Consider the following 13,473-nt stretch of genomic DNA (forward strand, 5'->3'; position numbering starts at 1 on the left):
GATTCTGACGCCGAGCTTAACGGACATATACGATAAGACTAACAGAGTAGGTGGAAAGCATGCGTTCCAAATTTTTATTTTTATTAGCAATCATAATGGCAATCATTACTACTTTTTTATTTTTTAATAATACACAACAGCCCCCTCAAACAGAACAAGTTGCACAACAAAGTACAGTAAAGGTGATTGTTGCAAAGCAACCGATTACTGAAAACCAACTGATTTCTGCTGACATGCTTGAGGAAAAACAAGTGGTCGATGAAAATGTGCTGCCGCAAGCAGTGTCTAGCATTGCAGAAGTCGAAGGGAAATTTGCTACAGGGACAATTGAATCTGAGGAAATCATCCTTTCTCATCACCTAACTGATGCACAAGAAGAAAATTTATTTTTATCACGGAAGGTAAAAGAAGGTTTCCGAGCTGTTTCGATTTCCGTAAGTGACATTCAGTCAGTAGCAAATCTAATCGAGCCCAATGATTACGTAGATGTGAATTTAACAAAAGGTGATTTGTTTAAAGAAGGCCAAGATTCAACGGTGATTTCGGAAATAATATTATCCAATGTTCATGTGTTGGCGGTAGGTAAGAAAATGGTCGAATCGACTACCGTAGCTGACCAAATTGATTATAATACGATTACTTTTGAATTAACACCAAGTGATGCAAATACTTTAATAAAAGCTACATTAGAAGGTACGCTTCATTTAACGCTACATTCAAGAATTAATTCAGATAATCCATCAGAACAATGATGATCTAATAGGTAAACGTAGAAGGAGAGACCATCATGGCAAGGGACGATACTACCGAGCTAGAGCAAAAGGGAAAAGTTATTGCGGTTTGCAGTGCAAAAGGAGGGGTTGGCAGAACACTAATTTCTGTTAACCTCTCTGTGGCATTAACGAAGAAAAACCTAAATGTTTGTTTGCTAGACGGTGATTTTCAGTTCGGCGATATTAGTTTAGCAATGGATTTACAACCTACCTTTACGATAAAGGATGTGGTTGAGGAGATTGAAGGAATGGATGATTATTCTCTAAACAATTTCCTGTCTACCCATTCCTCAGGAGTTAACGTATTAGCTGCTCCGGACAGACCAGAGTTTGCTGAACTAATAACAAACGAAGCACTCGTTCGAGTGATAGAAATGTTACGTAACCAATTTGATTTTGTAATTATTGACACCGGTACGGAAATAAATGGTCATGCCGTTGATATTATCGAGCAAGCTGACCAGATATTGGCTATTACGACATTAGAAATGACTTCATTAAAGAACACTAGACTATTGTTAGAGACTTACGAAAAACTCGGGATAAGAGAAAAGGTGCAGCTAGTAATCAACCGTTTTGATATGGAAAGTTTGATTAAGGCGGAGGAAGTACCCGGCATGTTCAATGAAGTAACCGCGATTCAGATTCCGAATAATTTCAAGATTACATCTCAATCGTTAAATCTAGGGATCCCTTTTACTATTAGTCAGACAAAATCCAATTTGTCAAAGGTGTTATTTAAGATGGCAGAAAATATGACATCCAATACCGCGCATACAAAAAAGGATAAGAGTTCAAAAAACAAAAAATGGTTTGGCAAAAAAAGAAAGGAGTAAATCGTTATGAGTCTTCTAGATAAACTGCAAGAAAAACATGCACCTAAAAAACAACGAATTTCTGAAGACATAAAACCAAACGAAAAAGTAGATCCTTCACCTCCTAATACTGAAAAAACAAAAAAACAAGAAAATCCTACGCCGTCGACAAGTCAAAAAGTCATCAAGCCTAAAAAAGAAAATAAGAAACAGGCCGAATTAAAAAATTTAATCCACAAGCAGATTTTGCAAGAAATGAAAGCTGATGAGGATATAAATTCGATACTTCCTAAGATTGACGATATGGCAATGGAAATTATTAAAGAAGATGAATCATTTCGTGGCAATATTGACCGTAAACAAGTAGTCGATGATTTAATAAATGATCTAACAGGCTTTGGTCCAATAAATCCGCTTTTAATGGATGAGGATGTATCTGAGGTAATGGTAAATGGACCTAATCAGGTATATTGTGAGCGAAAAGGAAAGTTAGTACTTACGGATATTACTTTTCGCGACAATGAACACGTTATGAACGTGATTGAGAAAATTGTTGCTCCAATTGGAAGAAGAATTGATGAAAGCAGTCCAATGGTGGACGCCCGATTGCCAGACGGTTCACGTGTAAATGCGATTATTCCTCCGCTTGCATTGAACGGACCGACCATCACAATACGGAAGTTTGAAAAAGATCCTTTTGTTATTGATGATTTAATTAGATTCGGTACATTGACTGCAGAAATGGCTACCTTTTTGGATGCGTGTGTCAAAGCTAGACTAAATATGTTCATTAGTGGAGGAACTGGTTCGGGTAAAACAACGACACTTAATGTATTGTCTAATTTCATTCCCAATGATGAGCGGATTGTCACGATTGAAGACGCTGCAGAGCTTCAGCTAGGCCAGGAACATATTGTTTCATTAGAATCCAGACCTCCTAATATTGAAGGTAAAGGTAGCATCACGATTCGCGATTTAGTACGTAACTCTTTACGGATGCGACCAGATCGAGTCGTTATAGGTGAGGTGCGTGGAGCGGAAGCGCTCGATATGCTACAAGCCATGAATACCGGGCACGATGGATCACTAGCTACCGGGCACTCCAATAGTCCGCGTGATATGATCTCTCGTTTAGAAACAATGGTATTACTTGCAGGGGTAGATTTGCCAGTAAAAGCAATCCGAGAACAAATTGCTGGTGCAATCGATGTGATTATCCAACAATCTCGATTAAAGGATGGCTCACGCCGAATTACGAAAGTGACTGAAGTACAAGGCTTAGAAGGAGATATTATTGTCCTGCAAGACATCTTCACCTATGAGCAAAAAGGTATTAATGAGAATGGGACAATTAATGGAAGGCTAATCCCAACAGGAGTAAGACCCAAATTTTATGACCGTCTTGAAAATGCTGGATTTTCTATTCCGGCTACTGTTTTTATAAGTGAAGAGGAGTGGAACTAATGGATTTTTTTCTCATAATCATGGTTTTTCTCTCCTCTTTATTGTTTTATTGGGTAATTTTAAAAGCTTTCACTAAAAACGAAAAGGTCTTAGAGAAAAGAATTAACCGTTATTTATTCCAACAAGTAGAACAAGAAGATAAAAAAACTCCTAGGAAGAAACTAACGTTTGATTTGAGTTATACAAAACAGAAAGTAAGGAAAAAGTTCCTTACAAAAGATAGAAATGCAAAAATCCAAACATTAATCAATCGCGCAGGTGTACCACTGAAACCAGAAGAATACATTATGTTTCAATGGATTTCAACAGCCTTAACAGCAGGTCTATTATACTTGATCGTTGACAGCATATTTATCTTGCCAGTAGGAGCAATAGCAGGATTCATATTGCCGAAACACGTGCTAATCATAAAACAAAAACAACGACTCAAAGCATTTAATAATGGATTACCAGAGATGCTTTCGTCTGTTATCGGAGGATTAAGAGCAGGTTTTAGTTTTCCGCAAGCATTAAAGTCTTATATGGGTGAAGCGCAGGAACCGATGAAAGAGGAAATCAATACAGTACTGCGGGAAATGCAGTATGGTACTTCAGTAGAAGAAGCTTTAAATAATTTAAAAGATCGTATGCCTAGTGATGATCTTGACATTATGATCCAAGCAATTGTCATTCAAAGGCAAGTCGGTGGTAATCTTGCTACTGTTTTAGAGAAGATTGTAGATACCATACGTGAACGCATCAAAATTCATGGGCAAATAAAAACACTAACAGCGCAGGGGAGAATATCTGGAACGGTTGTGGGACTATTACCCGTGTTTTTAGGAGTTTTCTTATTTATGATTCAGCCAGACTATATAGGTACGTTATTTACAAATATAATTGGCATTGTCTTAATCGTTATTGGTAGTATATCAACTACTATTGGATTTTTACTCATTCGTAAGATAACAACAATTGAGGTGTGATCGAATGCTGCAAATTTGTTACTTCATTACAATTTTATTAGTTATCTTCGGTATGCTAGTGATGCGTAAGGAAAAGAAACAACTTGTCTCTAATCGTATATCAAAAGTACTTCAACATACTGGAGAAGAGAGCAAAGGGAAAGAGATGGAACAAGAAAAGCTTTCCTTTTCTAAACGAGTAATAGCACCAATCTGGAACCAACTTCAACGTAATTTCAAAAAAAGATTAACAAAAGAGAAGCAAGATAAACTCGAGTACAAATTGCTACAGGCAGGAAGTCCATTTGGAATGACCCCAATTGAGTTTCGAGTTGTACAAAACTTACTCTTAATATCGTTGCCAGTACTGTTGGTGTTATATGCAGCAATGTTAAAGTTTTCAATTGGTATTATCATATTATTTTTGCTTATAGGGCTTGGTGTAGGTGCATATCTACCAACGATGTATTTGAATCAGAAAACGAATGCTAGACAAAAACAAGCGAGTAAAGAACTTCCTGATTTTTTAGATTTATTAACAGTAAGTATTGAGGCGGGGTTAGGATTTGATTCCGCGCTGAGTAAAGTGGTTGCAAAGAGGCAAGGGGTATTGTCCCAAGAATTTCAACGTTGCTTAGAAGAAATGAGATTAGGAAAAACGAGAAAAGAGGCGTTATCAGGCGTAAGGAGCAGACTTTTTACAGATGATATCAAATCTCTAATTGGAAGTATTCTGCAAGCTGAGCAACTTGGAATTGGCATGGTGCAAATACTTCGAGTCCAATCCGTTGAGGTGAGGGGAAGAAGAAAGCAGCGTGCGGAAGAACAAGCAATGAAGGCACCTGTCAAAATGTTGTTTCCTTTAATACTATTTATTTTCCCTTGTATTTTTATCGTCTTGTTAGGTCCAGTATTAATTAACTTGATGGGGTTCTTTGGAGAAATGTAGAAAGTAAGCGCTTTGCGCATGTGTGATTACTTACCGTTATCGACCTCATAGACATGCATCATACTTAATAGGGAAGTATTGCTCCTCGAAAATGAGGATCTTCTGTCTAAAGGGAGGGATATGAATGAAAAAAATTTGGAGAATTTTTAAAAAGGAAGATGGAAATACGCTTGTGTTTTTTTCTCTAGTTATGGTTGTCTTAATGGGTTTTGCTGCTTTGGCGATAGATGTTGGGATGGTTCAGTTCACTAAAACTAAATTGCAAAATGCTGCGGATGCCGCAGCACTTGCAGGAGTACAAGATTTACCAAATCAGACGAATGCTAAAAATACAGCAACACATTACGCACAAGTAAATGGAGCAGAAAATGCACAAATAAACCCAGAAAATAATAATCCAAACAAAATTGAAGTTATAGCTACTAAAAATGTTGAGTACTCTTTTGCGAGAGTGTTAGGATTTACAGATGCAAATGTGTCTGCACGTGCAGTTGCGGCAAAAGTAGGCCCAGGTGGTCCATTTGATTATGCACTTTTTTCAGGCCATCCTGATACAGGTTTGTTTTCTAGTGCAAGCATGATAAAAATTCATGGTAGTGTTCATTCTAATTCAAAATTAGAAATTTACCCTTCTGTGTTAGATGTAACAGGATCAGTGGAAGCTGTTAAGACGTTAACTACAGGCGGTTCGCAGGTCAAAGTTACGGATACAGTGCAAGGTTCTAAAATTAATATTTACGCAGGCAGTGTCGATATTGGTAAAAGAGAAGAAAGTGCTGCAGCGTGGGTAGATATGCCAGATTTCTCGGAACAAATAAAAACTGAGGCGGAAGCTGCAGGGACAGTATATCAGGGAAACCAAAGATTTACTGGCCCTAATTTTAATATAGATGCTCCTATATATGTAAATGGAAATCTCGATGTTAATGCCAGTAACTTTACGGGCAATGGAATTATTGTTGCGTCAGGAGATATTACATTTAGCACTAGTAAAGTAACGAATACAGGATCATCTGTTGCGTTCTACTCCGCAAATGGAAATATAAATATCTATGCTGGAGACGTGGAAGTTGAAGGGATATTGTATGCACCTAACGGAACTATAAACATATCAACGTCAAATTTAAATGTAAAAGGTAGAGTTATTGGTCAACGGCTCAACATCTCTGCAGGAAATATTAACATAACTTCTTCAGCTGAAGATCTATCGAGTCTGCCATCAGAATCAAAGCTGGTGGAATAAAGTAATTATACCCTTAAAATCAAAAGCCGCTTACCCAAGCGGCTTTTATTTGCTCTCCTCAAACTCATATTCAATCTCACCATACTTACGCTTATACTTAATATGAAAATTCATTCCATCAAAATACCAGAGGTCAGAATTCTCCACATAAAAAGTAACGCCTTGCTCTGTTACTTGCATTGCAGGGTTAGATGGTTCATCATTTGAAATCCCTAGTGAGAAACCAGAAACAATGCCGCCACTACCACCATAACGGACGAAAAAGCGAACATAATCGCCTTCTTGTAAATCCATTTCATCTATATACCACTTTGCTGCTGGTTGAGTAATTGTAATTGCCATGTCAATTCCCTCCTACTTTAACTATAGCAGAGTTAAATAAGAAGGACTATTAATAAACTTGAATGACACGAAACCTTCATAATGGAAAGCTTCGTGTCGTATGGATTAGTGCTCTTTTAAACTATCTAACGGAACACTCTTTTCTTGTTCGGGTTCATCTACAGGAAAAATTCGTGCTGTATTTTCTTGTTCGTCGACATGTTGAATATAAATTGGATTGCCTTCATACATAACGTTAATCATCACCGGTGACTCTACAATTTCCTTTGCGCGCTGGATATTCAAGTGCATACACCATCCTTATCGTATTAATTTCATTTTGTAGTATGAAATACAATGGAGTTTTCTATTCATCAACTTTTTTTGATTAAGTGTTGACTTGCATGAAAAATATGGTAAGATTGGTATATCAAAATAATTTGATGTAAAGGGTGAACAGAGATGAGTGAAACATTTCAAATATATGATGTATCTTTAGAAAAAACATTTGCTGAATACGAGAAAAAGTTTAAAGCTTTAGCTGATAAAAAACGACTACAGATTATGAACATTTTAACGGAAAAAGGCGAGATGTGTGTTTGTGATCTAGAACCACTCATCGACATGCCACAATCGAAGCTGTCTTATCATCTGAAGATTTTACTTAATGCCAACTTGTTAACAAAAGAGACAAGAGGAACGTGGAGCTATTACCAGCTTCATGAAGAGGAAGTAAACGCGATCCTTTCGCCTGAGTTGTGCTGTCTTTTCCGTCCTACAAAGTAATTTTTTTAAGTGTTACATCAACTTTTTTTGATTAATACATCAAAAGAAATTGATTAATTAGATGGGAGTGATTAATCATGGTGTTAGAAACGATAATAAACTTTTTATGGATTGCATTGGAGTTAACCGTACTATTTGTTCTAATTTCATTTGTAATTAGTTTGTTACAAGGCTATATACCTTATGGGAAGATTGAAAAACACATCTCTGGTAGCAATAAAATATGGGCAGCTGGTGCCGCAATAATATTTGCATTCATTACGCCGTTTTGCTCGTGTTCGACAATACCGATTATTGTAAACATGTTAAAAAAGAAAATGCCATTCGACATTGTCATGATATTTTTATTCGCATCACCTGTTTTGGATCCCACGATCCTTACAATTATGGGTGTGATTTTTGGATGGAAAGTAACTGCGATTTATATTGTAGTGACAACAGTCTTATCGATCATCATCGGCTTCACACTGCATGCTTTAGGGTTTGAAAAAGCGGTAAAAAACGTGATGATGACTGGTTACGAAGAAAAGAATCACAAATTTAACTTTAAACTTGCTATAAGAGAAACGATCGATTTAATGAAAAGTGTTTATCCGTATTTAATTATTGGCGCAGCGATCGGGGCTATTATACACGGGTTAGTTCCGACAGAATGGATTTCAACTGTGTTCGGTGCGGATCATTGGTGGCTGATTCCAATTGCTGCGATCGTCGGTGTGCCTTTGTATATAAGATTATCGAGCATGATTCCAATCTCGCAAGTATTAATTTTAAAAGGTATGGCACTTGGACCAGTAATGGCGATGATGATTAGTTCTGCTGGGGCGAGCTTACCAGAAGTAATCTTGCTTAAATCAATATTCAAGAAAGAATTAGTGATCATGTTTGTTGTCTCCGTTATCGCCATGTCTACAATTTCAGGATTTATCTTTTATCTTATCTAAAGGAGGTGACGTCCATGTTCAACTTATTAAAGAAAAAACAATCGAAACATGACAGCTGCTGCCAAATCAAGATTGAAGAAGTGAAGGATGACTGCTGTAAAGAGGGAGAAAAAGAAGCGGCGAAGAAATAGACGAAAGGTAGTATTAGCTTTTATAGCTAATACTACCTTTTTCAATACGTATGTCTAATGGTATTCTATAATAAGAGATTGACATATCGCAAAACTGGAAGACGGTTTGTGATACTTGTATTTTCAAGCATGGATGAAGGATTAACAATATAGTGAAGACGACTTGAAGGAGGAGATACACGTTGAAACTAGGAGCATTTTCTGTAAGCTTAAATGTAAAAGATATTCATCGTTCAAAAGCATTTTACGAAAACTTGGGATTTAAAACTTTAGGTGGAGATATTAATCAAAATTGGCTAATCATGAAGAATGAGCAGTCAGTGATTGGTCTATTTCAAGGAATGTTTGAGAAAAACGTCTTGACGTTTAATCCAGGCTGGGATCACAATGCTGAAGACGTAGACGATTTTACGGATATTCGAGAACTGCAAAAAGGTTTAAAGAAAAAGGGAGTAACATTAATAGAGGAAGCCGATGAATCTACACAAGGACCAGCACATATTACAATGTTAGATCCAGACGGTAATCCAGTATTAATCGATCAACACCGTTAAGTGAAAAAATAACTATGTCGATCAGGAAAAGGCGCTAAAATGCGCCTTTTCCCTGTTAAGTAACTGATCAAATTGATAAATTCCAAAGAGATTTACTTCTGTTTCCCTTTTAATAACATTCTGGAACAAAACCCGTTTCGGTATTATCCATTCAAAGCGCTCATAACATCATCGCTTCTTGGTTAACTCTTTTCATGAATTCGTGAACAACTTGTTGATTCCCTTTCTTGTTTGCGAGCTTCATCATTGCTCTACCAACAAAGTTGACTCCTTTGTTATGCCCTGTATAAATGAATTTCGTATGGTTGTCATCGATTTTTTCAAGGATGAAGCTAAGTTGGATTTCGAACGCTTTTCCAATGATAAAGCTAATTGTTTTTAGTTTTTTATTTGGAGTGTCTTCGTATGCCAGTGTGTCCACGGTGTATGTTTCAATCCGTTTTCCTTCCCGGTATGTTTGTTGATGCTTGGCGCCTACCTCTGTTTCTGATTTTTCCATTAATGTGTGTTCTTCAACTTTTGGCATGATTTTTTTAATGTTTTCATCAGAAAATAACTTCCAGACCGTTCCTATATCAGTATCAATTAGCGTTTCTTCTTTCCATTCAATCATCTTTTTCATCCTCCCTACCAGATGCTAAAAAATCGTCAATCTCCTCCGTTTGTTTGCGAAGATCTTCTATTTGCAGCTGAATTTTCTTCCTCTTTTGAATTAATAAATCTTCTAAGTGATAAAACGATTCGTCCTCCATCACAGAAATCATCTCTTGGATAGTAAACCCGAACCGCCTTAGTTTTCCTAAAAGGATTGCTAAAAAATAGCTACCATCATCGTAATATCGGTAGTTATTATGCGGGTCAATGTAAGCAGGCTCAAGGAGATTCACTTCTGCATAGTAGCGGAGTGTCTCTTTACTTAGCCCGGTGATTTCGGCAAATTCACTTATCTTATACATGCCTCTCACTTTCCTCTCCCTACAAGTATAAACTGAGGGGTGCACCACAGTGTCAATTCGTTTATTTAAATAGGATTATTTTAAAACTAAATACGTATTCAGGAAGGACAAAAGGTCTATAAAGTTGAAATAATTATAACAAACCTATAGTTGGACATGGGGATATGTAAGCTGATCTTTCGGATGTTACGTATGCTGAATCAGCTAAATTAAAGACTACGTTGAGATATAGAGTTCATAAAAGACAATTATAAGGAGGTCGAAGCATGACTTACGAAGAAATTATGCAAAAGCTTGAAGAATTAGGTTCTGAGCAAACGAAGAAAATATATCAAAATCACGGGGTAAAAGAACCTTATTTTGGAGTTAAGATTGGTGATTTAAAAAAACTTGTTAAGTATGTAAAAAAGGATCATGAATTGGCGCTGCAACTATTCAATTCTGAAAATCATGATGCGATGTATTTGGCTGGACTTTCTGTTAACCCAAAAATAATCTCAAAAGAAACTTTACAGAATTGGATTACCAAAGCCTACTGGTATATGGTAGCCGAATATACCGTTGCACAAGTTACAGCTGAAAGTGACTATGCCCTTGAATTAGCAAGAGAGTGGTTGAATGCAGATGAAGAAATGATCGCAGTTGCTGGTTGGAGTACGTATGCTAACTATTTGTCGATTGCTCCTGATGATGAGTTGGACATCGATGAAATTAGCTCTTTGTTGGATAAAGTTGAAAATACTGTACACGAAGAACGGAATCGAGTTCGATATGTCATGAATTCTTTTGTGATTGCAGTAGGTTCCTATGTGCCTGCATTAACCGAAAAATCGAAACAAGTAGGAGAATCTATAGGCAAAGTACATGTAGACGTAGGAAATACCGCATGCAAAGTTCCGCTCGCCAAGGATTATATTAAGAAGGTAGAAGCGAAGAACCGAATTGGGATGAAGAGGAAGACGTGTATTTGTTAGAATTACGAAAATTGTATAAAGTTATACATTTGCTACAATAATGAAAAAGAGTGATGGTATTTTGATAGGAAAGACATACAACTAGATTGCTATAGGGGAAATTCACTTAATAATTAGGAGGAAATTATGGGAAGATTAGTGCATTTTGAAATTCATGTAGATGAAATGGAGAGGGCAAAAAAATTTTATGGTGATGTCTTTGGGTGGACCTTTGAAGACTGGAGTGAATATACTGGTATGCCTTATTGTGGTGCTGTAACTGGAGATGACAAAGAACCTGGTATTAATGGTGCATTGATGCAGCGTCAAAGTGCCACACCGGAATTAGGACAACCTATGAATGGCTATGCTTGTACAATGGGAGTTGAGGATTACGATTTAACTGAATCCAAAATTCTAGAATCTGGTGGAAAGGTAGCATTGCCAAAATACGCGCTTCCGGGAATGGCGTGGCAAGGATATTATATCGATACAGAAGGAAATATATTTGGTGTTCATCAACCAGATGAGAATGCAAAATAACCCATGCAAGATGAAATTACTTTATTTATTATAAGTTAGCAATGGAACAGTATCGGCCTTCTAAGGTCCCTATCCATCTGTTCAGCATTACCGATATTGGAGCGGATAGGTTATAAAAGGTATTGAAAGTGGGCGGGTTATAAAAATGCCACAATGAATGATGTTTACATTTTAAAAGCTAGATAAAGTGTATACTAAGGGAAAATATTTTACCAATTTAAAACACGCACAAATATGACTAATTCAATATTTGTGCGTGTTTTTTAGTATGCAATCATTGCCATTCCATAAGAATAGTCATATAATCCGTTTATGCTTGTTTAGTTTTATAAAAGGGGTGTGCATCTTGTGATTCGTCGCTTGTTTAGTTATTATTTGCCGCATAAGCGTTTATTTATTATTGATTTTTCGTGTGCGGTGTTTGTGGCATTATTAGAATTAGCTTTTCCAGTAGCGGTTCAGAGGTTTATCGATGATTTATTACCATCAGAAAATTGGACAGCCATTATGTGGGTGAGTATTGGATTATTGTTCTTATTTTTACTTAGTACATTTTTGCAGTACATCGTGAATTACTGGGGACATAAGCTGGGGATTAATATAGAAACCGATATGCGACAGCAGCTATTTAAACATGTGCAAAAGCAATCATATCGATTTTTTGATAATACAAAAACCGGTCATATTATGAGCCGAATCTCGAATGATTTATTTGATATTGGAGAGATGGCGCACCACGGTCCGGAAGATGTGTTTATTGTAATTATGACATTTGTAGGTGCGTTTTGGATTATGTTTAGCGTCAATCCGGAACTTGCCTTGGTGACATGTATTGTGCTTCCTTTTTTAGTTTGGTTAATCGTTTATTGCAATATTAAGATGAATCAAGCGTGGAAAAACATGTATGGAGAGATTGCAGAAGTTAACGCCAGAGTAGAAGACAGTGTATCTGGTGTTCGCGTTGTACAATCTTTCACAAACGAAGAATATGAAATTGCTCGTTTTACAAAAGATAATCGTAGCTTTAGAAGAGCTAAGCTTGGTGGTTATCAAGTCATGTCTTACGGTAATTCTGGTATTTACATGATGACGCGGTTTATTATTCTTTCTGTGCTAGTTTATGGTGCGTGGTTAACGTATGATGGTCAACTACTGATTGGCGAGCTGGTTGGGTTTGTCTTATATGTAAATGTATTGATCAAACCAGTGGATAAGGTTAGTGCATTGATGGAATTATATCCGAAAGGTTTGGCAGGGTTCAAACGATTCACTGAAATGCTGGATACTGAACCAGAAGTAGTGGATAGTAAGGATGCTGTTGAGGTAGCTGGTTTAACTGGTGATATTCGTTTTGATAACGTAACATTCGGTTATGATGAGCACAAAACCGTACTGAAAAATATTGATTTATCGATTCGAACTGGAGAAACGATCGCCTTTGTCGGTCCATCTGGGGCAGGGAAAACAACGATCTGCTCCTTAATTCCACGTTTTTATGATGTTGACGAAGGATCGATTAAAATTGATGGAATAGATATCCGTGATATGACGATGCAATCATTACGTTCACAAATTGGAATTGTTCAACAAGATGTATTTTTATTCACGGGTACATTAAAAGAAAATATTGCTTATGGTAAACGCGACGCAACAGATGAAGAAATTGAAGAAGCTGCAAGACGAGCTCATTTAGTCGAATTTATCGAGAAGCTACCATTAGGTTATGAAACGCCAGTAGGGGAACGTGGCCTGAAGTTATCAGGAGGACAAAAGCAACGTGTAGCTATTGCCCGAATGTTTCTGAAAAACCCGCCGATACTTATATTGGATGAAGCTACCTCGGCTTTAGATACGGCCACAGAGATGATTATCCAAAAGGCATTGTCGGAGCTTGCTAAAAATAGAACAACATTAGTAATCGCTCACCGATTAGCTACAATTAAAAATGCAGATCGCATTATCGTTGTAACAGAAGAAGGCGTAGCTGAACAAGGAACACATGAAGAGTTAATTGCTAAAAATGGTATCTTTGCACAGCTTCACCGTGTTCAATACTAAATGACAAAAGTGGGTAGCTTATTATAAATGGTAAAACAA

16 protein-coding genes are annotated in these 13,473 nt (G+C 36.9%); 12 read left to right on the top strand and 4 right to left on the bottom strand.

Features of this window, described 5'->3' with window-relative positions; translation table 11 throughout:
- The first annotated feature begins 59 nt into the window (after positions 1-59).
- The 6 genes from cpaB to ACI6MV_RS06675 all read left to right on the top strand — a co-directional run bounded on the left by cpaB (position 60) and on the right by ACI6MV_RS06675 (position 6,188).
- Positions 60-752: a Flp pilus assembly protein CpaB gene (gene cpaB / locus ACI6MV_RS06650; RefSeq protein WP_407269469.1), complete on the top strand. Its 693-nt coding sequence runs from the start codon at positions 60-62 to the stop codon at positions 750-752.
- 35 nt (positions 753-787) lie between these two features.
- Entirely contained in the window at positions 788-1,609 is an 822-nt protein-coding gene (locus ACI6MV_RS06655) for a CpaE/TadZ family protein (protein WP_407269470.1), read from the top strand.
- Between the two features lie 6 nt (positions 1,610-1,615).
- Complete coding sequence (locus ACI6MV_RS06660; RefSeq protein WP_407269471.1) at positions 1,616-3,052, top strand: TadA family conjugal transfer-associated ATPase; 1,437 nt, start codon at positions 1,616-1,618, stop codon at positions 3,050-3,052.
- A complete protein-coding gene (locus ACI6MV_RS06665) occupies positions 3,052-4,017 on the top strand; it encodes a type II secretion system F family protein (RefSeq protein WP_407269472.1) in 966 nt (321 codons plus the stop codon). Before ACI6MV_RS06660 ends, ACI6MV_RS06665 begins: the two co-directional genes overlap by 1 nt.
- 4 nt (positions 4,018-4,021) lie before the next feature.
- Complete coding sequence (locus ACI6MV_RS06670; protein ID WP_407269473.1) at positions 4,022-4,945, top strand: type II secretion system F family protein; 924 nt, start codon at positions 4,022-4,024, stop codon at positions 4,943-4,945.
- 124 nt (positions 4,946-5,069) lie between these two features.
- Entirely contained in the window at positions 5,070-6,188 is a 1,119-nt protein-coding gene (locus tag ACI6MV_RS06675) for a pilus assembly protein TadG-related protein (protein WP_407269474.1), read from the top strand.
- A gap of 45 nt (positions 6,189-6,233) precedes the next feature.
- On the opposite strand, the gene ACI6MV_RS06680 is transcribed toward ACI6MV_RS06675, so the two are convergent.
- Complete coding sequence (locus ACI6MV_RS06680; protein WP_407269475.1) at positions 6,234-6,530, bottom strand: HesB/YadR/YfhF family protein; 297 nt, start codon at positions 6,528-6,530, stop codon at positions 6,234-6,236.
- Positions 6,531-6,635: 105 nt separating this feature from the next.
- On the bottom strand, positions 6,636-6,815 hold the full coding sequence (locus ACI6MV_RS06685) for a small acid-soluble spore protein H (protein WP_407269476.1): 180 nt from the start codon (positions 6,813-6,815) through the stop codon (positions 6,636-6,638).
- A gap of 156 nt (positions 6,816-6,971) precedes the next feature.
- On the opposite strand from ACI6MV_RS06685, the gene ACI6MV_RS06690 reads away from it, so the two are divergent.
- From ACI6MV_RS06690 to ACI6MV_RS06700, 3 genes are all read left to right on the top strand, one after another.
- Complete coding sequence (locus tag ACI6MV_RS06690; RefSeq protein WP_407269477.1) at positions 6,972-7,295, top strand: ArsR/SmtB family transcription factor; 324 nt, start codon at positions 6,972-6,974, stop codon at positions 7,293-7,295.
- Positions 7,296-7,372: 77 nt separating this feature from the next.
- Positions 7,373-8,239: a permease gene (locus tag ACI6MV_RS06695; protein WP_407269478.1), complete on the top strand. Its 867-nt coding sequence runs from the start codon at positions 7,373-7,375 to the stop codon at positions 8,237-8,239.
- A gap of 313 nt (positions 8,240-8,552) precedes the next feature.
- Entirely contained in the window at positions 8,553-8,924 is a 372-nt protein-coding gene (locus tag ACI6MV_RS06700) for a VOC family protein (RefSeq protein WP_407269479.1), read from the top strand.
- Positions 8,925-9,084: 160 nt separating this feature from the next.
- On the opposite strand, the gene ACI6MV_RS06705 is transcribed toward ACI6MV_RS06700, so the two are convergent.
- Complete coding sequence (locus tag ACI6MV_RS06705; RefSeq protein WP_407269480.1) at positions 9,085-9,537, bottom strand: SRPBCC family protein; 453 nt, start codon at positions 9,535-9,537, stop codon at positions 9,085-9,087.
- Complete coding sequence (locus ACI6MV_RS06710; protein ID WP_407269481.1) at positions 9,530-9,880, bottom strand: MerR family transcriptional regulator; 351 nt, start codon at positions 9,878-9,880, stop codon at positions 9,530-9,532. The genes ACI6MV_RS06705 and ACI6MV_RS06710 overlap by 8 nt, the downstream gene beginning before the upstream one ends.
- Before the next feature lie 266 nt (positions 9,881-10,146).
- On the opposite strand from ACI6MV_RS06710, the gene ACI6MV_RS06715 reads away from it, so the two are divergent.
- The 3 genes from ACI6MV_RS06715 (at position 10,147) to ACI6MV_RS06725 (ending at position 13,434) form a co-directional block, all read left to right on the top strand.
- Positions 10,147-10,854, top strand: a complete 708-nt coding sequence (locus tag ACI6MV_RS06715) for a DNA alkylation repair protein (RefSeq protein WP_407269482.1) — start codon at positions 10,147-10,149, stop codon at positions 10,852-10,854.
- Positions 10,855-10,980: 126 nt separating this feature from the next.
- Positions 10,981-11,376 (top strand): VOC family protein, encoded by a 396-nt coding sequence (locus ACI6MV_RS06720; RefSeq protein ID WP_407269483.1) that lies wholly within the window; start codon positions 10,981-10,983, stop codon positions 11,374-11,376.
- A gap of 348 nt (positions 11,377-11,724) precedes the next feature.
- Positions 11,725-13,434: an ABC transporter ATP-binding protein gene (locus ACI6MV_RS06725; protein WP_407269484.1), complete on the top strand. Its 1,710-nt coding sequence runs from the start codon at positions 11,725-11,727 to the stop codon at positions 13,432-13,434.
- The last annotated feature ends 39 nt before the right edge of the window (positions 13,435-13,473 follow it).

It is taken from the genome of Radiobacillus sp. PE A8.2 (assembly GCF_045635475.1).
In the GTDB taxonomy this organism is placed as follows: domain Bacteria; phylum Bacillota; class Bacilli; order Bacillales; family Amphibacillaceae; genus JBJGXI01.

Bases quoted from the DNA above. Each gene is read 5' to 3' on its own strand.
- ACI6MV_RS06695 (WP_407269478.1), top strand. From the start codon at position 7,373: ATGGTGTTAGAAACGATAATAAACTTTTTATGGATTGCATTGGAGTTA.
- ACI6MV_RS06665 (WP_407269472.1), top strand. From the start codon at position 3,052: ATGGATTTTTTTCTCATAATCATGGTTTTTCTCTCCTCTTTATTGTTT.
- ACI6MV_RS06715 (WP_407269482.1), top strand. From the start codon at position 10,147: ATGACTTACGAAGAAATTATGCAAAAGCTTGAAGAATTAGGTTCTGAG.
- ACI6MV_RS06680 (WP_407269475.1), bottom strand. From the start codon at position 6,530: ATGGCAATTACAATTACTCAACCAGCAGCAAAGTGGTATATAGATGAA.
- ACI6MV_RS06705 (WP_407269480.1), bottom strand. From the start codon at position 9,537: ATGATTGAATGGAAAGAAGAAACGCTAATTGATACTGATATAGGAACG.
- ACI6MV_RS06720 (WP_407269483.1), top strand. From the start codon at position 10,981: ATGGGAAGATTAGTGCATTTTGAAATTCATGTAGATGAAATGGAGAGG.
- ACI6MV_RS06660 (WP_407269471.1), top strand. From the start codon at position 1,616: ATGAGTCTTCTAGATAAACTGCAAGAAAAACATGCACCTAAAAAACAA.
- ACI6MV_RS06710 (WP_407269481.1), bottom strand. From the start codon at position 9,880: ATGTATAAGATAAGTGAATTTGCCGAAATCACCGGGCTAAGTAAAGAG.
- ACI6MV_RS06670 (WP_407269473.1), top strand. From the start codon at position 4,022: ATGCTGCAAATTTGTTACTTCATTACAATTTTATTAGTTATCTTCGGT.
- ACI6MV_RS06655 (WP_407269470.1), top strand. From the start codon at position 788: ATGGCAAGGGACGATACTACCGAGCTAGAGCAAAAGGGAAAAGTTATT.
- ACI6MV_RS06690 (WP_407269477.1), top strand. From the start codon at position 6,972: ATGAGTGAAACATTTCAAATATATGATGTATCTTTAGAAAAAACATTT.
- ACI6MV_RS06675 (WP_407269474.1), top strand. From the start codon at position 5,070: ATGAAAAAAATTTGGAGAATTTTTAAAAAGGAAGATGGAAATACGCTT.
- cpaB (WP_407269469.1), top strand. From the start codon at position 60: ATGCGTTCCAAATTTTTATTTTTATTAGCAATCATAATGGCAATCATT.